Here is a 20238-nt window from a genome sequence, read left to right as displayed (position 1 = left end):
GGGCGCTATCGAAAGCACTCGGTACGAGCGCATAGATACCGAAACCGCCCATTCTGCCGGGCGGCGAGCACACTGAAGCCGATGTTCATATTATGTCCGAGAAATCGTTGTTTGGCGCACAAACCTTGAGGTGACGCCATTCTCGGTGACGAGGGCTTGGGCTTGCGTTTTGACGGCAGCGGCAATGAAGTGTTCGTCACCAGGGTCGGGTAGGCCAAACTGAGCACTACCAATCAGTTTGAAGTCTTCGACCATTGCTTCTGGGAATGCCGTCTGCATGGCTTTTTCGCTCGCGCGCCTCGTGCCTCAGGATCATCGAGATCGCGCTCGCGGGCCATTTTGATCAGGGCTGCTTTGGTCTCTGTCAGGATGGGCTCTGACCAGCGAATAAAAATTCGGCTTCGGTAAGCGACAGTAAAAAGTTGCGCCGCCAGACACTGACGAGCGTACAGGCATCAATTAGGGCAGTGTAGCGGTTTGCGAACACTCGGTCAGACCAAGTCGGCATCGCCAGTGTTGAGTTCGTCGAGGGCCCGCGAACGTTCATCATCGCGTTCCGCCTTGTAGCGGAACACGTCATCGGCCCGGATGCGGCGATGTCGCCCCACTAGAGTGTGGGGCATTGCCTCCTGCTCAAGCAGCTTGATCAGATAGGGGCGTGACACATTGAGGAGATCTGCCGCTTGCTGCGTCGTCAGCATTTCCTGGATCGGTACGAGTGTTACCGCACTGCCGCTGCCGATATGGCGCAGCAATTCAAGAAACAGGTCAGACATAGCGGGAGTGAGAGTAATCTCGACCGGCTTCTTAGATTCCGGCTCCCGTACACGCAAGGTTGCTTCGCCCGACTTTTGGGCAGCAAGCATGCGACGGAGCTGGTTAGCGATCTGGCGATCATCAGCCGATGGCATATGGCCGCCGAACGGCTCTGAATGCGCAGGCAATGTCATGGGATCTCTCCGTGGTAGAGCAATTCAATAGCGCATATTCGAAATAAACGAAACTGGAATCCGTTCCCATAGGGCAGCGTCAATCTTCCCATCGGTCGTCTATTATGTGCGGCGTTTGAGCGTCGAGCGCATCGAGGCCGATCTTCTCGCGCGCGACTTGCTGCGCAAGGTCGGTCCAAGGCTTCTCCCACGAGTTGCCGCGCGGATCGAGGTCGAGTTTGACTTGGATCCAGTCGCGGTGACCGTTGGCTTGACGCACGACAATGTCATCGACATCGGTCGGCGCTTCGAGCCGCACCTCGACCACCCGCTCGGCCGAGTTGACGACATCCTAGCGCAGCAGATCTCCGGCAAGTCGCAGCACCAGTCGTATCTGTCGCATACTCATCTCTCTCTTCGCGGGCATCCGCCACTCCTCGATTGCCGAAGAGGCAGATTGCCCGATGGGGAACTTCCCTCGGAGAGACTTCAATCAGGTGGCCGGGAATTCTTCGGAATCCCTGGCCGACATCAGTCGGAATAGGAGGCCGGCTTCAAATCGGAATCCCCGGCCGGCTTCCTTCGGAATCCGCAATTGGTCCCGGCGGTGGGTAAGTTACATTGATCGACTGAAGCGAAAATGCTGCATGTTTATTGAACCAATTGCAGCCTGGGCGCGTTTAGGAAAATCGGGTAGGAGAACCGTTGTGAGGCAGATCTGCACAGATCCATTACTTTTGGGATTGTTTGCGGCTTGCTCGCTCGGATTGCCCCAGATGACAGCTGCGGACCCGGGCGCAATTCGCGAACTGCAAGGACGGTGTGAGTACGGAAACAAAGCAGCAGGTTATCCAGGATCGCAGAATAGCTTCCTATTCTGCCGATCAGTTCTGGTAGATTTGAGCGGCGCCGTAGAGTTCCGGGACGGGAAACATAGGAGGGTGGCTCGATACGAAGGGCAATTTGATGGGGACACCATGTCCGTTGAGAGCTTGGATGTTCCAAGGAAGGAAATTCAATCCGCGCGCGGTTCGTGTCGCATTTTCCGTCGGGACGGCGAGATATCAACCGTGACCTGTGTCGGTATCGTACATCAGCACTCTTATGCGGCTAATTTTGTCCCCCATCGGGATCTTTGAGAGGCATGCAGGATAGCATGTTTATCGGGCTTGATGTCCATAAAGCAACGATCTCCGTGGCGGTAGCCGACGGGATGCGGGGAGGAGAAGCGGTCCAGAGAAGAGGCGCGATTCGGCTTTTCACAGAAACGCGATAATTCCTCCCTATTGATCTGAAGAAATCCCATCCCGACGAACTTCAACTGATCCTGTTCACAGGCCTTATCGTTGCGCTGATGATCGGCGGCACTATGTGGATCCTGGCCAGTCAGTTCAACCGCATGTGATGGCTGCGGCGCGCGCCCACGCAGCGATAAAATGAAGCGGTTGCATGAAACCGATGGGACTGCCGACCCGTTGGACAGACAGACCTTGAGGAGAACGTGCATGGCCGAAACCGTCGACCCCATCGAATACGAAGGCCCAGCTGGGGGCTGGGGCTCGCTCAAAGGCATAGCGCGCAGCGAAATCGCGCAGAAAGCCGGGCCCGGCGCGCTTGAGACACTCAAGGAGCAGAACAAGCCGGCCGGATACATGTGCAGTTCGTGCGCGTGGGTGAAGCCCGCTGAGCCGCATCCCTTTGAATTTTGCGAAAACGGGGCAAAGGCCACGCTCTGGGATCTCACCAGCGCCCGCTGTCGACCCGAGGATGTGTCGGCATATACAGTCAGCGAGCTTGCCGAGTGGCCGGATCACGACCTGGAAATGTTGGGCCGCCTAACCGAGCCGATGCGCTATGACGCGGCGAGTGACCGTTATATTCGAACGAGCTGGGACGAGGCATTCGCGGGAATAGCGGCTGAGCTGCAAAAGCTCGATCCCAAATCGGTGACCTTCTATGCCAGTGGCAAAGCTGGACTGGAGGCGAGCTATCTATATGCGCTGTTTGCGCGGATGTACGGGCATAACAACCTGCCGGACAGCTCGAACATGTGCCACGAGACGACATCGGTAGGGCTGAAGAAGGTCGTAGGATCGCCCGTCGGCACTTGTCAGCTGGAGGATTTCGACCACTGTGATGCGATATTCTACCTTGGCCAGAACCCGGGCACGAATTCGCCGCGCATCCTCCACCCGCTTCAGCAGGCGGTGAAACGCGGCTGCAAGATCGTCGTCTTCAATCCCTTGAAGGAAAAAGGTCTTGTCGAGTTCGTCAATCCGCAAAACCCGCTACAGATGACGGTCGGCAAGCCGACGCAGATGAGCCACCTCTATCTGCAAGTGCGGCCCGGCGGCGATATCGCCGCGCTGATGGGCGTGTGCAAACGCGTGCTTGAACGCGACGAGGCGGCGAAGGCCGCCGGGGAACAACGCATCCTCGACTGCGCGTTCATCGAAAAGCACACGCACGGCTTCGACGCGTTCCTTGCCAAACTTGGGGCGACGTCTTGGGATGAACTCGAGCAGGCTAGCGGTCTTACACGCGCAGAGATGATCGAGGCCGGCGACGTCTATGCCAGCGCCAATACCGTGATCGGTATCTATGGCATGGGACTGACCCAGCATGTCCACGGCAGTCAGTCGATCGGCCTGCTCGTCAACCTGCTGCTGCTGGGCGGCAATATCGGCCGCAAGGGGGCGGGCTGCTCACCGATCCGCGGGCATTCAAATGTGCAGGGCCAGCGCACCGTCGGCATTACCGAGAAGACAAAACTTGCGCCGGTCGAGAAATATCGCGAGCTGTTCGGACTTGAGACGCCGGAGGAGGACGGCCACACCACAGTGGAGTTTCTCCAAGCGGTGATCGAGGGCACAAACAAGGGCTATATCGGTCTCGGTGGAAACCTTGCCCGCGCCGTGCCCGATCATGGCCGCGTCCATCCGGCGTGGCGGCAGATGGAACTCACCGTCCACATTGCGACGAAGCTCAACCGCACGCATTGCATGCCTGGCAAGTCCTCGTGGATCCTACCCTGCCTTGTGCGTGCCGAGGAAGATATTCAGAAGACCGGCAGTCAGTGGGTTTCGATCGAGGACAGTTTCAGCCACATCTACGGCTCGAAGGGCAAGCGCAAACCCGCGAGCGGGCACCTGATGAGCGAGACGGCCATCATCTGCGAACTGGCCAAAGCGACGCTGCCCGCCAATCCACGCTGGACTTGGGACGCATGGCGCGCAGATTACGGCGTGATCCGCGACCTTATCGCCCGCACTTTTCCAGACGAGTTCCATGACATGAGCGCGCGGATGAATCAGCCCGGCGGCTTTTATCGCGGGAACCCGGCGCATGAGCGCATCTGGAAGACCGAGAGCGGCAAAGCCGAATTCACCGATCCCACCGTGCTCAATGCTTGCGGGGTCACTGACAATCCGGGCGGCATGCATCTCGTGACGCTGCGTTCAAACGATCAGTTCAACACCACGATCTACGGTTATTCGGACCGCTTGCGCGGTCTCGAGGGCAGCCGCATGATCGTGATGATGGCGCCATCGGAAATGGAGCGGCTCGGGCTGGTGGAGGACCAGCAGATCGCGCTCGCCACTCAATATGCCGATGGTGTGAACCGCCGGGTCGAAGGCCTGGCGGTCAAACCCTACGACCTGCCTGAGCGCACGGTCGTAGGCTATTTTCCTGAGCTAAACGCGCTGGTGCCGCTCGAATACCACGATGAATTGTCCAAGACGCCAGCGAGCAAGGGTATCCCGGTAGGCCTCGAATACTGACGAAGCAAACCAGTCAAAAGGGCGCTGCGCATTCAGCGTTTCTCGGTTTTTTCCTTGATGAATTCCGTCTGCGTCGCTGCGCCGGATGGGCCGCGTTCCGGGCGATCGCTGGTAGGATCGGGTGCGTCAGGCTCCGGCTTGCCAGAGTCGACCGGGGCGTGGCCATCTGTGCCGGGCTTGCTGGCAACTGTGAACTTGGCTTCGCGGTCCGTGCGCGCACCCGCGCCGGTGTCGGACGGTTTGTCCGTTGTCTTCGGAGTTGAGCCAGCCTGTTTCATTGCAACGTCTCCTTTCCCTGTACATGATTGATGAAGGGTGGCAGCCTTCTCGAACGACGGCGCCGCCCCCGGTGAGGAGCGGCGCCATCCCGACAATTGCTGGATTATTTCGCAGCGCGGGTGCCGGGCTCGTACACCTTTCCTTTGATGTAGCCGGCTGCTTCCTTTGCTTTTCCTTCGATGCTCGTTGCAAACTTCTTCGGTCTCAGGTGAAACTTCAAGAATGCCCCCCATCACGGACGGTTCCAAAGGCGATGCTAATTAACTCTAAGAGTAAGATAAAAAACGAAGCGAATGCACGTATCGCGGGTTCTATTGACGACGATCCCGCCGATATGCTGAGCGGTTTCGTGGTCGCGACTGGTGCCTTGAGTTGTATCGGCCTCTGCTCATGCTGCCTCCTCCATTCTTGAGGCTCGGCACCAGCCAACCTGGTGCAACCCTCGAACGCAGAATGCCGCAGGAGAGGCCACTTACCTAGTCCGCTCAGGCGAACATGGGGTCTAAGGCGAGGGCGGCAGCGGCCGCATGCGCATCGCTATATCATCGCTTAGGACGGTGCAGGAGGCGTTGGCCTCATGGACAACGCGATCATTCCGAACCACGGCACTTCGCCAGTTAGCTGTTCGGGATCGAGGTGTTACGCCATGGGGCGACCATGGCGCGCACTTGATCGAGTTTCGCGGGGCTGCATTGGGATGTGTGGCTGGCCAGATGCGAGAAATCGGTGAAGACCAACCCATGACCGATCACGGGCTTGCAGTTTGACTGCTCTCACGGATTGCGGCAACGTCACCCTCATGATTCTTGACCTTCGGCATTTCCGGTACGCCCGCCATGGGGGGCAGCTTCTCGCAGGCATTTAGCCCCGAGTTCAGGTGGATAGCGCCCCGAACTCGGGGTGAAGGTGAAACTACGGCGCCCGACAGCGGCGCTGCTCCACGCCATCCACCGGAAAGTTACAACCATGCCAAAGTCAGGGGCGGCAAAGCGGCCGCCAATTCACTTGATCGACGTCGAAGCTGATGCGCTCTCGGGGCTTGCCTACTCAGCGGAGAAGCTTGCGCCCGACGTCAGCAAGCTCCTGCTTGAGGAGATTCTGCGCGCCAAGGTCTTGAAAGCCGAGCGCATCCCGAAAGACGTCGTCACCATGCGCGCCACAGTGAAGTATCGCGACGAAGCGAATGGCACCGCACGCTGGGTACAATTGGTCTACCCCCGCGAAGCCGATATCGTTCAGGGGCGAATTTCCATACTCACCCTGATAGGCGCAGGCCTTGTCGGTCTGCGCGAGGGGCAATCCATCCTTTGGCCAGACCGGGATGGGCAAGAGCGACTGCTGACAGTCATCAAAGTTGTGCAGGGCGACCAGTTGGAGGCGCCCCAAGTCGAGGCGAAACCGCTGCGGGCCGAAGGCTTATCCACCCTGCCTGAACCGGCCACCGAGCAACAAACCGGCATCGATGTCATCATCCAGATCGAAATCGATCGGCGCCAACCAGGCTATCGCGCGCGTTTCGAAGAGGCCGTGCTGAACTGGCCCAATCTGCGAGAATGCCTGCTGCTGTCCAACGACATGAACTATTCTCTACGCCTTTGCCTGAAGAGCGTGGGAGAGTACGAACACGTCAAAAGCGGCCTGCTGGCAAATTTGCCGGGCATCCGAAAATTGACCGCCAATTTCGTTGTGTCTGACCTGCTTCGAAGACGGGAGCATCAGGGTTAGCGACTGGGCCGAAGGGAAGTTCGAAACCACTGGATCGACTGCTTTTCTGGATCGATCTACTCGGCGATCCGTCCGCCAATCACGTTCTCGCCGAAACCTGGCGTATGGTGTCCGAGATCTTCCGGTTCATCCACGGCTACGGCGCCCTCGCACGAACCATGACGGGGCTCTGTCGACTGCCCCGTCAACTCCAGCGAGGGCCCCGTGCAGCAGTTACGATGAATGAATGGCAAGTTCCATCGGACTGCCGAGTGGGTGTAAACGCCACCGAATTCGGCGATTACCGGCATTCGTTCTCCCCATCATCTCGTTCTGCGTTGAGAGGAGGCCTTGAGCACTGGGGATAGGCTGTCATCGGACAATTCCAAGCTGGATTCCAGATCTCGTTCAGCGGATCCTTCTGTCCGGTTGAAGGGCAACTTTCGCGAAGGTACCGCTTTGCTGAAAAGGAAACCCTGCACTTGGGCGCAGCCCTGTTGTCGCAAGGCTTCTAATTGGTCATCGGTCTCGACACCTTCAGCGGTCGTGCTGATCTCAAGGTCTTTGGCCAAGGCGATGACGGATTGCACAATGGCTTGGCAGTCTTCGCGGTCAAGCAGTCCAGACACGAAACTGCGGTCGATCTTGATTTTGTCGAACGGGAACGATTGCAGGTATTTCAAAGAGGAATAGCCTGTTCCGAAATCATCGAGACTGATCCGCACGCCCATTCTCCGGAAACTCTGAAGCAGCTTGAGAACTTCGTCCTCGTCCCGGATGAACAGGCTTTCGGTCACTTCGAGCTCAAGCCGTTGAGGTTGCACACCGCTTGCGGCGAGCGCGTTTGCAACGAGCCTCAGAAAGCCCTTGTCCCGCATTTGGGCCGGCGAGACGTTGACGGCGATAGTCAAATGATCCGGCCACGTGGCCGCTTCGGCGAGGGCATTGCGGATAACCCATTCCCCCAACTCATTGATAAGCGTGCTCTCTTCGGCGATCGGTATAAAAACATCGGGATTCAGGACTCCCTTGGCGGGATGGTTCCAGCGCACGAGCGCCTCATATCCCCCGGTCTGTCCGGTGGGTAGATCGACAAGCGGTTGGTAGTGAAGCTCCAGTTCGTTGCGTCCGATCGCGCTTCGCAGCCCGGTCGCCAGATCTCGCCTTTCCTGCATCTGTTCGCGCATGCTGGCGTCGAAGACCGAGAAGCCATTGCGTCCGCCGACCTTCGTCTCATACATGGCAAGATCGGCCGCGCGCAGAAGTTCGTCTGCCGTCGTCCCGTCGTCCGGGGCGATGGCAGCGCCAATGCTCACGCCGATCGTCATGCTTTGCCCGTCGATCTCAATCGGCTTCTCAAACTCCCCAAGCAGGCGCTGAGCCACCTCGAGGCATTCGTCGCGAGAGGGCAGATCGGATAAGAGGACTACGAATTCATCACCGCCTAGCCTTGCAACCAGGTCTCCGGGACGAACCGCCTGCTCGAGTCGGCGTCCCACCTCAACTAGCAGAGCATCGCCGGCCGCGTGGCCATATCCGTCGTTGACCTCCTTGAAATGGTCGAGATCCACGAACAGCAGGCCCGCCGATCGGCGGGTCGACAGACGTATCATGGCCCGTTCCAGGGTCGCATTGAACAGGGTGCGATTAGGCAAACCGGTCAACAGGTCGAAGTGGGCCATGTAGGAAATCTTTGCTTCAGCCTGCTTGGCGTCGCTGACATCGGCAATGAACCCGCGCCACCCGCCCGTTTCGCCTCGCAGTTGGTCAATGGGGCGCCCGTTTAGCGACCACCAGCGTTCCTCCCCACGAACTTTCAGCGGAAGAATTAGATCGCGAAAGCTCTCGCCCCAGTTCAATTTTGCCTGGAGCTCCTGCCGATGGATGCCTTCATGGAACAGGACTGCCAAGGGCATACCGTCGAGCCGATCTGCATCGATTCCGCAGGCATCGCAAAACCGCGGCGACGGGTTGGAAATGCGTGCCTCCGCATCGATTTCATAAAGCCAGTCGCTGCCCTCGTCATCGTATTGATTGAGGAGCAGCTGGATCGTTTCGTTCGACTGCGCCAATCGTTTCGTGCGGATGCGCCGTGTGGCGAACAGATAAAAAAGGTTATAAATCGACCAGTGCAGGAACGAGGCGAGAAGTACTATCACGACCGCAACGGGCGCCGCAGCCATTCCTTCGCGGTTGAGCAATCCTGCAATAATGGTGCAAGCACTCGCGAACATGGCGCCCAGCGCCAAATGCGGCAAGGCTAGAATGCTGATACCGTCGATCACCATCATGGTGATACCCAGCGCCGTCAGCCCCATTAATTGATCTTGCGGCGCAATCACGATTGACCAGCCAAGCATCACACACCACCAGATGGCGCGGATGCAAAATGTGTTCCTGCGATAGCGAAGTGCCAGCGTTTGACTGCATTGGAGATTCGCCTCACGGTGCCTGAGCGACGCCTGGGCACCCATCACAAGGGCAAAGCCTACCAGCACCGCGCAGATAAAAGCCAGATTGCTCGAGCGACCGACAAGCAGGAGAAGAGCAGAGAGCCGAACCAATTCGAGCAGGGTGAAAGGGAATGAGCGAAGGTAATCACTCCGGCAGCGCGCGAACCAGTCCTCCTCGTGCGGTTCCACGCGATGGCGGGTGAGCGCCAATAGCGTGATTGGCGTTCGCCTGATCAGCTCGGGGCCGATTTTGTGCATCATCAATTCTGTCCTCTCCCACGCCCCCCGGTCGTTGAGCCGGGCCGATGCCTTTAACGGAGCTTGGCGGGCTGGGACTTGGGCAAAAATCCGTAGATATGCCCAGTAAATATTTGGCTAAAATAGGAAAGTTTCGTCGTAGCTAAGGGCAATGGTTCCCGTCGTTGATGGGTCGCGAAGCGACGTGAACCAATGGCTGGCTCCGAAGAGCGGTTCAGGCCGCAGGAACGGCGGCTTTGCGGCGGGATATTCCAACACCTGCCAGTCCGCTCCTGGTCCCGGTGCAACCATTCCGCGACCTTTCACACACTTGTCCCCACCAGGCTGCCAATCGCGGCCGTAGGTCCCATCGCCAAGGCGCCCCAGAAGACTACGCGGGCCACCGGGCGCAGGAGCTTGGCTCCGCCGGCCTTGGCCCCGACCATCCCCAGCAGGGCGAGGAACGCTTCAGCATCGATTTTTCTACGCGAAGATGGGCGCGCATTGCGGGATCGGGCGGCGTTAGAAGGACTTGCGCAGGGAAACGCCCGCGGAAACTATGTTGCCGGCCAACGCACTGAAGCGCCGGGTGCCGTACAGGTCCAGTGCAAGGTCGTTGGTCAATTGCATGTTCGCGGTTGCCCCCACTTCGAACCAGCTGTCTGCATAGTGTTTGCTGTAGAGCGAACTGGGCACTAGCGAGCCTGCATCCTCCACGGGTGGGCCGAAACGCAGCTGCGAAACTGCGTTACTTGTCCAGTTCCGGGATAGCGACAGGCCGATGTAGTGGCGGCGGGATGCGCCGAAGGCGTGGTCCACGCGAAGCGTTGCGGTGCCCGACCAGGTCGGCTCGTCAGTTTCGAGGTCGAGGAGTTCGATCCCGGTCGGAGCCGGGCGCAGCAACTTTCCGTGAGCGTAGGATCCCGCCACAGTCGATGTCAGGTACCAGTTCGGCGCGAGCGTGATGATGCGGCCGAAATCGCCGCCAAAGGCGTAATAATCGCTCCCGGTCGGTCCCGTGCTCTTGCGCTGGCCTGCGCTGCTGTCGATGTCGCCATAGACTTGGCGACCATAACTGACCCAACCGTCAGTCACCCAGTTATCGAAATTTCCGCCGGTCGCGATCGTTCCCACGTAATAGTCCGAGGGCAGGGCGATGTCGGCCTGCAACAGCGTTCCATGATAGCGCATGAAACCGGCACGCACATACCCGCGGCCTACGCTGCGGGTGAGCGACAGCGCCTGGTAGCTGCCGTCAGGACCATCGTCGAGGGTCGAGATACCGGCTGATACGGAAGCCGACCAGAGATGGACCGACGGGCTTTCCACATCCGGCAAAGGCTGGGCTTCGGTCTGCGCACAAGAAGTCTCACCGATATTCCCGCAAGCCGCTTCCTGCGCCCGCGCTGCAGGCGGTAGCGTGGTCGCAGCGGCGGCTAGCAGGAGTTGCACGAACTTGCGAATGATCATGCTGCCTTGCGCATGATGGGATTGGCCGCCACCGGCACGGACACGCGGGCGGTGAAACCGTCGGCCCCATGCGCGAAACTGACGTCGCCGCCATGAGCGCGGGCGATGGAGCGGCATACGGCAAGGCCGAGGCCGCTGCCGGTGCGGCCGGACTTGCGGGCCGCTTCGCTGCGGTAAAAGGGCTCGAAAGCGCGGTCGAACTCATCCTCGGGAATGCCCGGGCCGGTATCGACGATTTCGGCAATGGCTTCGCCACCGGAGAGTCGAACACGCACGCGCGCGCGTTCGCCGTACTTCACCGCGTTCTCCAGCAGGTTGCCCAGCAGGCGCCTTATACCTACCGGGTCGACATCGACCGGGATATGCGCGTTCTGCTCGATTTCCACGTCGCCGCCCACCAGTCGGGCATCGGCGACGCTACCGGCGATCAGCTCGGCAAAGTCGAGACGTTCACGCGGGCCAGGAGTCGAGGCGTCGCGGATGAAGGTGATGACCTGGCTGATCATCTGCTCCATCTCGGTGACTTCCTTGAGCAAGCCTTCGCGCTGTTCGTCCGGTGCGTCCTCGATGCGGAAACGCAGGCGGGTCAGCGGCGTGCGCAAGTCGTGGCTGATCGCGCCGACCATGGCAGTCCTGTCGTCGACGAACGCGCGAAGGCGGTAGCGCATCTGGTTGAACGCATTCGCCGCGCGGCCGATCTCGGCCGGTCCCGAGAGCGGCAGGATCGTAGCGGAAGGGTCGCGGCCCAGTTGTTCGGCTGCCTTGGCGAATTCGCGCAGGGGATCGACGATGCGCCGCGCGAAGAGCCAGGCGAGCGGGCTGACGATCGCCAGCGAAAGCAGGAACCAGAGCATGACCCGCTGCTGCCAACTGTTCGGGAACGGCTCGGCGCGCGGGGCAACAGCAAGCCAGTGTCCGTCGGGCTGGCGCGCGGCCGCCACGAAGTCGCCCTCGATGAAGGGCGGCGATGCGGCATCAAACAGCGAACTGCGGGTGCGCTTGAAAGGAATCGGCTGCGGTTTGGCGGGTGCGGCGCCGGGTGTGTGCTGCTGCTGTTGCGATGGCACTGGACTTGCAAGATTGGTAGGCGAGGCCGCAGCAAGCGGGCTGGGTGTCGCAGGGGCCAGGCTCGGCTCGGCTCGCGGCGCAGGTTGGCTGGCAAAGGGCGCTGCTCGCGGTTTCGCCAGTGGCTGGGCATCGATTCTCGGGGTGGTGCTGCGCGGAATGGCGGTGATCGGGGGCAAGGCGCTGCCTGCCTGGACGGTTGGCCCCCTCATTCCGCCTGGTACCAACAGGCGGGGTGCCGGTTGGTTGGTTGAGGGCTGACTGGGGCGAGTGCCCAGTCCGGCAGTGCCGGTAGCAGCAGTGCTGCCCGGGCCGGATGGGATTTGCACTGGACCCGAAGCAGGGGCTGAGCCGCTTCCCATGGCGCCATTTCCGGGAAGCGCTCCTCCTGGATGGCCCTGGATGTTGCCCGATGTTGTGCTTCCAGCAGGGGGTGAGGGAAGGCGCGGCAGTGAGCCGGCCGGCATGGTGGGGCCATGCGGAATGGATCCTCCTGGCGGCATTCCGCCGGGAAAGCCTCCGCCGGGCATGCCGCCTGCCGTAGGAGCGCCGCCTGGAGGCGGGCCTCCGGGGATCGACTGGGCCTGTGCATCTTCGATCAGCAGGCCGGGAAAGATGCTACTCTGCGCCGGTTGCACAACTGCCAGCGGCGAGTGGGCACCGGGAGGTACGGCCACGCCGCCGACCGGCAATTGGGTGTAGAAGGCGAGTACGATGTCTCCGGGTTTGCGCCCCAAACGTCGTGCAAGGGCTTGGCGCGAGGATTCGGAAACGAGCCAGCCCTGTCCCGAAACGTCGGGCGGACCGTCCATGCTCTTGCGTTCAAGTCGTTCGCCGGCGTCCTTGCCGTTGAGCGCCGCGGCCACTTCGTCGAGGTCCCAGCGCGCCGTTGGACTGGGCGGCAGGATGACCGTGAGAGCAAGCGTCACGAGCTGCGCGCCGATCAGGGCGCACACGATGATGGCGATCATCTGCATCGCCAGTGGCAGGCCGAACCGGCGCGGAAAGCTGGGAGGAGTCATGGAGCAGCCATTGCCACGCCAATCGGACAATTTCGAGGCGCGAGGCCTGCGGCAAGGCGATGGGGCAGGCTGGGTTGCGGAACGGGACCGGGAGAGAGGGACACCACCCTCCCGTTCCCGTTCCGCGTTCCCGCCGCTGCGCCTGCCTCGCGGCAGGTTGGATGACGGGAACGGTCACCTCGTAAATGGCATGTCTCGCGGTCAAGAGCCCGCAAGGCCGGGTTTGGAAGGAATCTGCCCGAGCGATGATGCCGCGCGTACTGGTAATGCCGGGGCGGCAAGTAAGACTGAAACATTGCAGTTCCGGGACCGCCGAGTTGCAGGGCGGGTGCGACTGAATGACCTGCACGCTCGGCGGTCCCGGCACCGTCCGGCACCTTGGCGGTGCTGCGCTGGACGGCGTCGCCGATCACTTCGGGCGTAAACGACTTCGCATCGGACACGACGGGGGACGCCGAATTGAGAGCGAAGTCACCTGCCCGAAACGACCATTGGCTGGGTGAACCTTTCATGCCGGATAAGTGGGCGAGCCAGTTTGCGGCCGGATTTCAGCGAGTTTGCAACGGTGTTTCACGGCTGTCGCAAGCTGTAACCGCGACTGAAATTCGTCGGGTACATGGGCTTCCTAATCCTCCGGCATGATTCTAGAACAACCCGCAATGGACCTTCAGACCCGCATCCTCATCGTCGACGACGACGAGGGCATCCGTTCGTTGATCGGCGATTTCCTCGCCAAGCACGGCTATGACACGATAACCGCCGGCGAGCCGGCACAGATGCGCGAAATCCTCGCGCGCGAAAGCATCGACCTCATCGTGCTCGACGTGATGATGCCGCGCGAAGACGGCCTTACCGCCTTGCGCAACCTGGGTACCGACGCGCCGCCGGTGATCATGCTCAGCGCAGTGGGCAGCGATGTCGACCGGATCGTCGGACTGGAGATGGGCGCGGACGACTACCTCGCTAAGCCCTGTAATCCGCGCGAACTGCTGGCCCGCATCCGCACTGTCCTGCGTCGCCGTGTGGCCTCGGCCCCAGATGCCGATGCGGGCGCGTGGGCCGGGCAGGGCGATGACAACTCGGGGGATTGCCTCTATTTCGCCGGTTGGCGCATGGACCTGGGCCTGCGCCTGCTGTTCGATCCAACCGGTAAGCTCATTTCGCTTTCCGATGGTGAGTTCCGCCTGCTGCGCGCTTTCGCGGAGCATCCGCGCCGGGTCCTTACCCGCGACCAATTGCTTGACTGGTCGCGCGGCGAGGACAGCGATCACTACGACCGGGCCATCGATGTCCAGTTAAGCCGCCTGCGCCGCAAGATCTCAGATGGCGACGGCGGTTCGGAAATCATCCGTACCGTGCGCAACGAGGGGTATCTCTTCGTCCCTCCGGTTTCGGCCAACGCCTGAGCAGCATGCTCACCGCGCTCGACCTCTCGCGGGGCTGCGGCAATCTCGCGAAATTCGCATGAAATCTCGCTGAAATCTCAGGGCAACCGCAACTGTCCAGATGCATTTGCGACGCCCCGTCCCGGTCATGAGCCGGTCGGATGGCGGGACAGAGCAAGATGGAGGTTGGTTTGGAGCAGCACGGGCATGGATTGTCGGAAGACTTGGAAGTCATCCGCAAGCAATTGATCGGGCGCCGCCGTGCGCTGGGCTTACTGGCAAGTGCAGGGACCGCGACCCTTGTAGCCGCCTGCGGTGGGAGCGATGACAGCTCCTCCGGTTCGACCACGAGTACATCGACATCTTCGTCGCCGAGCGACACGAACACCTCGTCCTCGAGCGGCAGCACCGATACGAGCTGCGTGGCCGATCCTACCGAGACCAATGGTCCCTATCCGGCGGACGGTACGAACACCTCGAGTGGATCGACCTCGAACGTCCTGCAATCGAGCGGGATCGAACGTTCGGATATCCGATCGAGCTTCATCGGCTCGACTACGACCGCCGATGGCGTCCAGCTCGATCTCGAGCTTCAGTTGGTTGACGTGAATACCGGATGCGCCCCGATCGAAGGCGCGGCGATCTACATCTGGCATTGCGATGCCGATGGGCATTACTCACTCTATTCGAGCGGGGTGACCACCGAGAGCTATCTGCGCGGCGTGCAGGTCACGGACTCCGATGGCAAGGTCACTTTCACCACGATTTACCCTGCGTGCTATTCAGGTCGCTGGCCGCACATCCATTTCGAGGTGTTCCTCGATGGTCTGACTTCGGCAAGCACAGGTCGGACTGCCGACCTCATCTCGCAGATCGCCATGCCGGCTGCCAACAACACCGCAGTCTTTTCCGGCGACACGCGCTACACTTCTAGCATCGCTAACTACAACGCTATCTCGCTCTCTTCCGACAATGTGTTCGGGGACAATTCCTCGGCCCAGCTGGCTCAAATGACGCCAACGCTCTCGGGCAGCGTGACGGCCGGCTACTCTGGCACCAACGTGATCGGGATTGCCGTCTGACCTCCTCCCGATCGCGAGAGGGGCGCCTCTCGCGCGATCATCCTTTTCGACAAGAGACCAAAATCCATGTCATCCCTGAAGAATTCCACCAGCCTTGGTGCGCTGGTCCTGGCGCTGTGCAGCCAGTCCGCGATTGCCGCCACCACGATCAAGACCGACACGACCAGTGCCCTTGCGACTTCTGGCGCTGGCGACGTGACGGTGACCGAGGATGGAACTATTACCCTGGCAGGTGGCACTGCGATCACCGTAGACAGCGACAACGCCGTCGATCTCGAAGGCGGTATCGAACTGGGCGATGCCGACGGCGCCAGCGCGATCGCCGTCAAGTCCGGGACTTCGTCCGACGTCTATGTTGGCGAAGATGCGTCCATCTATGTGCTCGAGGACTTCATCGCGGAGGATGATGACGACAACAGCATCGCAGACGGCGCGATTGCCCAGGCCAGTGATCGCTACGGCATCCACGCAGCGGACGGCGCGTCGGGGACGATCACCAATGAAGGCTATATCAAGGTCGAGGGCCTGAACTCGAGCGGCATCCGCGTCGACGGGACCTACACCGGAGACATTGCGAACACCGGCTCGATCTCTGTCATCGGCGACAATTCGACCGGCATTTCCACACAGGACGTCGTCGGCAATGTCACTGTCGAAGGCACCGTCTATGTCGTGGGCGACGGTGCAACTGCGCTGGCCGTCAACGGAGACGTGACCGGGACGGTTACCGTGCAGGGGACTGTGGCCCAGAAATATACCTACACCAACGATGAGGGCGATTCGGTCTATCTCTCACGGGCCGATTTGCGTTCGGGAACGCCCGCCGTCTCGATAACCGGGAATGTCGATGGCGGTATCTACATCGCCGCTCCGCCTACGGACACCGATGACGACAACGACGACGAAGACAATGATGGTGTCGACGATGACGAAGAGGGCACCGGTGCAGTCGTGTCCTACGGCAATGGCCCGGCGATCCAGGTCGGCGGCGCCGAGGCCATCACCATCGGCAGCGTCTCGAGCAATTCCGGCACTTACTCGATTGCGATCGACGGCACGGTTACCGCCAATTCCTATTACAGCAATACCGATGCCTTCGGACTCGTCATTGGTGGGGAGGGCGGCGACGTCATCCTGACCAACGGCATCGGCGTAACCGGCACCCTGAAGGCGACCACTTACGATTCGAGTGCCACTGCGCTGCTGATCAACGAAGGCAGCTATGTGAGTTCGCTCTATAACAGCGGTACGATCACCGCGACGCTGTCTTCGCCTGGCGAAGGCGTGACTACGGCCATCCAGGACCTTTCCGGCACGCTGACGACGATCGCGAACACCGGCTTCATCACGGCAGGCGGCTCCAGCACGGACACGCGCGTTGCCGTCGACCTTTCCGCCAACACCAGCGGCGTCACCATTCGTCAGTACCTCAATGACGAGGATGCGCAGACGAGCGCTGAGTACGTGGAGGACTACGAAGAGGAGGACCCAACGATCTACACGCGGATCTACGGGGACATCTATACCGGCTCGGGCGATGACCTCATCACTGCGTCCTCCGGTGCGATCGTAGGCGATAGCTTTTTCAATGCGGGCGACGACACGCTCGAGCTATCGGGAAACACCGCGTATACCGGTGACGTCTGGTTCGGTAGCGGCATTGCGACGGCCACCCTTTCGGGCGAATCCAGCTTCGATGGGACGATGGATTTCGCCGGAAATGCCGCGACCCTCACAATCAACGATTCGGCCGTCTATTCCGGTCTGTGCTCCAGCGCGGAGAATCTGGCGGTCACCGTTAACGGCGGCATCCTGACCGCCAATGACACCGAAACCTCGACCTTCGACAGTCTCTATGTTGCCGCCGACGGCACGCTTGGCGTTTATGTCGATGGCGATGAAAGCTCGCTTTTCGTAGTCAACAGCGCCACTTTCGAGGACGGGGCCAGCGTGACTGCTACGGTCAGCGACCTGGCGACCGCAGAAGGCGACTACACCGTACTGACGGCCGACACCCTCGACATCGAAGGCACGCTGGACGCAGGCGTCAGTGACCTTCCGTTCATCTACAACGGCGCCGTCTCGGCAGATGACAGCAGCATCACCTTGTCGATCTCGCGCAAGTCCGTCGCCGAGCTGGGGCTCGACAGTGCTGGGGGAGCGGTTTGGGATGCCGTGTACCTAGCGGCTGAGAACGATGACTACCTGACGCAGAGCCTGTTGCAGGTCGAAGACGCAGACACCCTGCAGTCTCAGGTCGACGGCCTTCTGCCCGACTGGTCGGGGGGCGTGTTCGATGCGGTGACGCGTGGCACGCGCCTTGCTTCCCGGCACATCGGCGATGATGCATCGACCTTCGACATCAGTGAAGTCGATGGCTGGTTCGAGCCCATCTACTGGAAGTCGACCAGGGACAAGGCCGGAACCGCCGGTTACGACGCCAGCGGTTGGGGACTTTCCGCCGGTTTCGAGCGGCTCACCCCTCTCGGTTACGTTGGTGCGTCCTACGCCTGGTTGCATGGCTCGGTCGAGAACAGGGCGGGCACCGGCGATCTCAGTATCGGCCAGCACGACCTCGGCCTGTTCTGGCGGACACAAAAAGGGCCGTTCATGGCTTGGGGCCGCCTGGGTGCTTCGCGCATTTCGGTCGACTCGACGCGGACTTTCACCGGTACCATCGATGATGACGATTTCACCTATGAAGCCGATGCGAAGTGGAAAGGGTGGCTGCTTTCCGGCATGGCCGGGGCTTCATGGAAGAAGGAATTCTCCCGCCGGTTCAGCCTGAAGCCGAAAGTCGAGCTGCAACAGTTCTGGCTGAAGGAAGATGGTTACACGGAATCCGCGGACAGCGATGCCATGCCCCTGACGGTGGCCGATCGCACCAGCAGGTCGACGACGGTAACCCCTACGATTACGGCTTCCTACAGCCTCGGTCCCATATCGCCGGACTGGCGCCCGCTGACGTTCCAGTTAGAAGGCGGCCGTCGCGAGGTCCTTGCAGGCAGCTATGGCAAGACCACCGCCTACTTCAGCGGCGGTGACAATTACGATGCGGGCGATGCCTTCACGATCACGCCCGATGACCTGCAGGGGGCCTGGATCGGCGAGTTGCGCATGCTCGCCGGCGGCTACGACTTTACCTGGCAGATCGCGACGCGGATGGAAAAGACCTCGGATAGCACCGACCTGTCCGCCCGTGCTTCGCTCAGCGTTGCCTTCTGAGGCGCACCTGCAAGGAAGGTGCGCCCGGGTCGCAGGAGCAGTCGTCCGCCCAGGCGGCTGCTCCATCCGCCCGGCCCGTGTGAGGAGTGCCGGATTGATCGCTGCGGATTGCGATCCGCAGGCCAGCCTTCCGCAACTTTCAGCGCTCTGGCTTTCTCCCGGGTTTGATAACCGATTCTGCGCATATCTCACGCAGCCAATGTGAAGCGGGGCAGAGCCGTAAGTCGCCAATCCGCATGGGTAGCTGGACAAAGCGATGGCAAATTTCATCATTGGAGTACCGATATTGGGCTTTGCCTGGATTGGTTCGGCGGTGGGTAGTTCTGGCGGCGGCTCTTACCCCAGTGCGGCCAGCGCCTGTACCCTCGTGTGTACAATTTCGGCTCTGCCTTCAGGGCCTCTGATATTTCCGTAGAGATAATTCTCGAAGTCTGCATGTTCTAGCAGCGCCCGAAACTGCTCCGACAGGTAGCCGCGCACCTCGCCCTGTACTGCCTGCACTTCGCTCAAGAGTGCCGGCCTTCCGTCCACGACATTGATGATGTCTTCCAGGTCGTGGCTTCCCGAGGGGTCGTTCTGTCCTCTCCCAGCGTAAGCTTCGAGTTTGGTGGTCAGAAATAGGGGCGGTGTTAGATGCTTTATTACGCGCCCACTCGGCAGGACGTACTTGATCGCGGTGTAGATGCCTTCTTTGTACCAGCGGTTGCTGAACCCGAGAATGTCCGGATCGTCGGGCATGAAATCGACCTTGAGGTTGCCGAGCCGCATTCGGCAGATGACCTCGTCCTCTCCCGATACCGTAAAGCCCTTCCTGTTCAAGGTTTCCTGGAGCTGCATCCACTGCGCCATGCCGGACAGGCCCACGATCAGGTCTACATCGTCAGTGGCCCGCACCTCCTGCAAGGTGATTTCATCGGTGAAGAGCACGGCGGTTGAGCATCCGCCTACAAACACCATCTGCCGGCACAGATCATCGCCCAATGCTTCGGCGACAGTCTCCAACATTGCGAGAAGTTCACCTTGAAGGCTCATGCGCGCGCCATCCGTTCTTCGAACCTGTCTTTGGCCAGAATTGCTTCGCGCTGATTGCCCAGCCTGATCGCATCGACCAGCGCCAGCAATTCGTAAAGTCGCTCATCTTTGACAGCTGCTTCGGGGACAGATTTGAACAATGGCGTTATTGATGACCCTCGCTGGCTTCCTTCGGCTTGAGGCCACACATAGATATCCGCGCCGGAGCTAACGAGTTGCCCTTCGAGCATGGGCGCAGCAAAGCCAGTGGCGACGCCCCGCTGTGGTGCACCAGGTTTGGCGGGGAACACATATTTCAGCCCGTGCTGGACAAATTCGGTAAGATTGCGGCGGTTCACTTTCGGACGATCGTTGGACTTGATGGCTAATTTCGCAGCGATACTGCGCCGGAGTGATGCGCTTATCTCCGATTTGCTGATGCCCAATGCGCCTTCCAGACTGCGCAATGCAAATGGGTCGGAGCTTACCGGTTCATCAAGGCAGCCCTGCCTGATCTGGTCTTCCAAACTCACCAGCTTGAGCAATATGACGATGTCTTGGCTTTTCATGATGAACCCGTATGTCCGCTGTCCT

15 protein-coding genes and 1 pseudogene are annotated in these 20238 nt (G+C 60.4%); 5 read left to right on the top strand and 11 right to left on the bottom strand.

The window, feature by feature from the left end; translation table 11 throughout:
* Positions 1 to 90 precede the first annotated feature (90 nt).
* The 4 genes from J3474_RS22660 to J3474_RS07965 all read right to left on the bottom strand — a co-directional run bounded on the left by J3474_RS22660 (position 91) and on the right by J3474_RS07965 (position 2436).
* Positions 91 to 279 (bottom strand): PIN domain-containing protein, encoded by a 189-nt coding sequence (locus J3474_RS22660; protein WP_242528256.1) that lies wholly within the window; start codon positions 277 to 279, stop codon positions 91 to 93.
* 212 nt (positions 280 to 491) lie between these two features.
* On the bottom strand, positions 492 to 950 hold the full coding sequence (locus tag J3474_RS07975) for an excisionase family DNA-binding protein (RefSeq protein ID WP_207093716.1): 459 nt from the start codon (positions 948 to 950) through the stop codon (positions 492 to 494).
* A 79-nt stretch (positions 951 to 1029) separates the two neighbouring features.
* Complete coding sequence (locus tag J3474_RS07970) at positions 1030 to 1248, bottom strand: hypothetical protein (protein ID WP_207093715.1); 219 nt, start codon at positions 1246 to 1248, stop codon at positions 1030 to 1032.
* Between the two features lie 783 nt (positions 1249 to 2031).
* On the bottom strand, positions 2032 to 2436 hold the full coding sequence (locus J3474_RS07965; protein WP_207093714.1) for a hypothetical protein: 405 nt from the start codon (positions 2434 to 2436) through the stop codon (positions 2032 to 2034).
* Between J3474_RS07965 and J3474_RS07960 the strand changes: the two genes are divergently transcribed.
* The gene (locus J3474_RS07960) at positions 2435 to 4711 is read left to right on the top strand and encodes an FdhF/YdeP family oxidoreductase (RefSeq protein WP_207093713.1); all 2277 of its coding nucleotides are present in this window, start codon (positions 2435 to 2437) and stop codon (positions 4709 to 4711) included. The genes J3474_RS07965 and J3474_RS07960 overlap by 2 nt on opposite strands.
* Before the next feature lie 32 nt (positions 4712 to 4743).
* Here the strand turns inward: J3474_RS07960 and J3474_RS07955 are convergent, their stop codons facing one another.
* Complete coding sequence (locus J3474_RS07955; RefSeq protein WP_041558032.1) at positions 4744 to 4989, bottom strand: hypothetical protein; 246 nt, start codon at positions 4987 to 4989, stop codon at positions 4744 to 4746.
* A gap of 967 nt (positions 4990 to 5956) precedes the next feature.
* Here J3474_RS07955 and rnk point away from each other — a divergent pair.
* The gene (rnk, locus tag J3474_RS22975; protein WP_207093712.1) at positions 5957 to 6715 is read left to right on the top strand and encodes a nucleoside diphosphate kinase regulator; all 759 of its coding nucleotides are present in this window, start codon (positions 5957 to 5959) and stop codon (positions 6713 to 6715) included.
* Between the two features lie 302 nt (positions 6716 to 7017).
* Here the strand turns inward: rnk and J3474_RS07945 are convergent, their stop codons facing one another.
* From J3474_RS07945 to J3474_RS07935, 4 genes and pseudogenes are all read right to left on the bottom strand, one after another.
* Entirely contained in the window at positions 7018 to 9408 is a 2391-nt protein-coding gene (locus J3474_RS07945; protein WP_207093711.1) for a bifunctional diguanylate cyclase/phosphodiesterase, read from the bottom strand.
* Positions 9409 to 9707: 299 nt separating this feature from the next.
* A pseudogene (locus tag J3474_RS22645) lies at positions 9708 to 9848 on the bottom strand (VIT family protein); the annotation flags it as partial.
* Between the two features lie 58 nt (positions 9849 to 9906).
* Positions 9907 to 10854: an autotransporter domain-containing protein gene (locus J3474_RS07940; protein WP_207093710.1), complete on the bottom strand. Its 948-nt coding sequence runs from the start codon at positions 10852 to 10854 to the stop codon at positions 9907 to 9909.
* Positions 10851 to 12941: an ATP-binding protein gene (locus J3474_RS07935; protein ID WP_207093709.1), complete on the bottom strand. Its 2091-nt coding sequence runs from the start codon at positions 12939 to 12941 to the stop codon at positions 10851 to 10853. Before J3474_RS07935 ends, J3474_RS07940 begins: the two co-directional genes overlap by 4 nt.
* 659 nt (positions 12942 to 13600) lie before the next feature.
* On the opposite strand from J3474_RS07935, the gene J3474_RS07930 reads away from it, so the two are divergent.
* The 3 genes from J3474_RS07930 to J3474_RS07920 all read left to right on the top strand — a co-directional run bounded on the left by J3474_RS07930 (position 13601) and on the right by J3474_RS07920 (position 18633).
* Positions 13601 to 14347 (top strand): response regulator, encoded by a 747-nt coding sequence (locus J3474_RS07930; RefSeq protein WP_242528255.1) that lies wholly within the window; start codon positions 13601 to 13603, stop codon positions 14345 to 14347.
* Positions 14348 to 14505: 158 nt separating this feature from the next.
* Positions 14506 to 15408, top strand: a complete 903-nt coding sequence (locus J3474_RS07925) for an intradiol ring-cleavage dioxygenase (protein ID WP_207093707.1) — start codon at positions 14506 to 14508, stop codon at positions 15406 to 15408.
* A gap of 66 nt (positions 15409 to 15474) precedes the next feature.
* Entirely contained in the window at positions 15475 to 18633 is a 3159-nt protein-coding gene (locus tag J3474_RS07920; RefSeq protein WP_207093706.1) for an autotransporter domain-containing protein, read from the top strand.
* A 336-nt stretch (positions 18634 to 18969) separates the two neighbouring features.
* Here J3474_RS07920 and J3474_RS07915 read toward each other — a convergent pair whose 3' ends face one another.
* Positions 18970 to 19665 carry a hypothetical protein gene (locus tag J3474_RS07915; RefSeq protein ID WP_207093705.1) on the bottom strand — a complete coding sequence of 232 codons (696 nt, stop codon included), beginning with the start codon at positions 19663 to 19665 and terminating at the stop codon, positions 18970 to 18972.
* A complete protein-coding gene (locus tag J3474_RS07910; protein WP_207093704.1) occupies positions 19662 to 20213 on the bottom strand; it encodes a hypothetical protein in 552 nt (183 codons plus the stop codon). The genes J3474_RS07915 and J3474_RS07910 overlap by 4 nt, the downstream gene beginning before the upstream one ends.
* Positions 20214 to 20238: the final 25 nt, after the last annotated feature.

The organism is Novosphingobium sp. PY1 (genome assembly GCF_017312445.1).
Classification (GTDB): domain Bacteria; phylum Pseudomonadota; class Alphaproteobacteria; order Sphingomonadales; family Sphingomonadaceae; genus Novosphingobium.
The sequence above is the reverse complement of the archived record's forward strand: the minus strand, read 5'-3'. Positions and strand labels throughout refer to the sequence as shown.

What these genes read in the sequence shown, in the direction of transcription:
- J3474_RS07965 (WP_207093714.1), bottom strand. Translation starts at nt 2,436, where the DNA reads ATGCACGTTCTCCTCAAGGTCTGTCTGTCCAACGGGTCGGCAGTCCCA.
- J3474_RS07955 (WP_041558032.1), bottom strand. Translation starts at nt 4,989, where the DNA reads ATGAAACAGGCTGGCTCAACTCCGAAGACAACGGACAAACCGTCCGAC.
- J3474_RS07935 (WP_207093709.1), bottom strand. Translation starts at nt 12,941, where the DNA reads ATGACTCCTCCCAGCTTTCCGCGCCGGTTCGGCCTGCCACTGGCGATG.
- J3474_RS07930 (WP_242528255.1), top strand. Translation starts at nt 13,601, where the DNA reads ATGGACCTTCAGACCCGCATCCTCATCGTCGACGACGACGAGGGCATC.
- J3474_RS07960 (WP_207093713.1), top strand. Translation starts at nt 2,435, where the DNA reads ATGGCCGAAACCGTCGACCCCATCGAATACGAAGGCCCAGCTGGGGGC.
- J3474_RS07945 (WP_207093711.1), bottom strand. Translation starts at nt 9,408, where the DNA reads ATGATGCACAAAATCGGCCCCGAGCTGATCAGGCGAACGCCAATCACG.
- J3474_RS07940 (WP_207093710.1), bottom strand. Translation starts at nt 10,854, where the DNA reads ATGATCATTCGCAAGTTCGTGCAACTCCTGCTAGCCGCCGCTGCGACC.
- J3474_RS07975 (WP_207093716.1), bottom strand. Translation starts at nt 950, where the DNA reads ATGACATTGCCTGCGCATTCAGAGCCGTTCGGCGGCCATATGCCATCG.
- J3474_RS22660 (WP_242528256.1), bottom strand. Translation starts at nt 279, where the DNA reads ATGCAGACGGCATTCCCAGAAGCAATGGTCGAAGACTTCAAACTGATT.
- J3474_RS07915 (WP_207093705.1), bottom strand. Translation starts at nt 19,665, where the DNA reads ATGAGCCTTCAAGGTGAACTTCTCGCAATGTTGGAGACTGTCGCCGAA.
- rnk (WP_207093712.1), top strand. Translation starts at nt 5,957, where the DNA reads ATGCCAAAGTCAGGGGCGGCAAAGCGGCCGCCAATTCACTTGATCGAC.
- J3474_RS07920 (WP_207093706.1), top strand. Translation starts at nt 15,475, where the DNA reads ATGTCATCCCTGAAGAATTCCACCAGCCTTGGTGCGCTGGTCCTGGCG.
- J3474_RS07925 (WP_207093707.1), top strand. Translation starts at nt 14,506, where the DNA reads ATGGAGGTTGGTTTGGAGCAGCACGGGCATGGATTGTCGGAAGACTTG.
- J3474_RS07910 (WP_207093704.1), bottom strand. Translation starts at nt 20,213, where the DNA reads ATGAAAAGCCAAGACATCGTCATATTGCTCAAGCTGGTGAGTTTGGAA.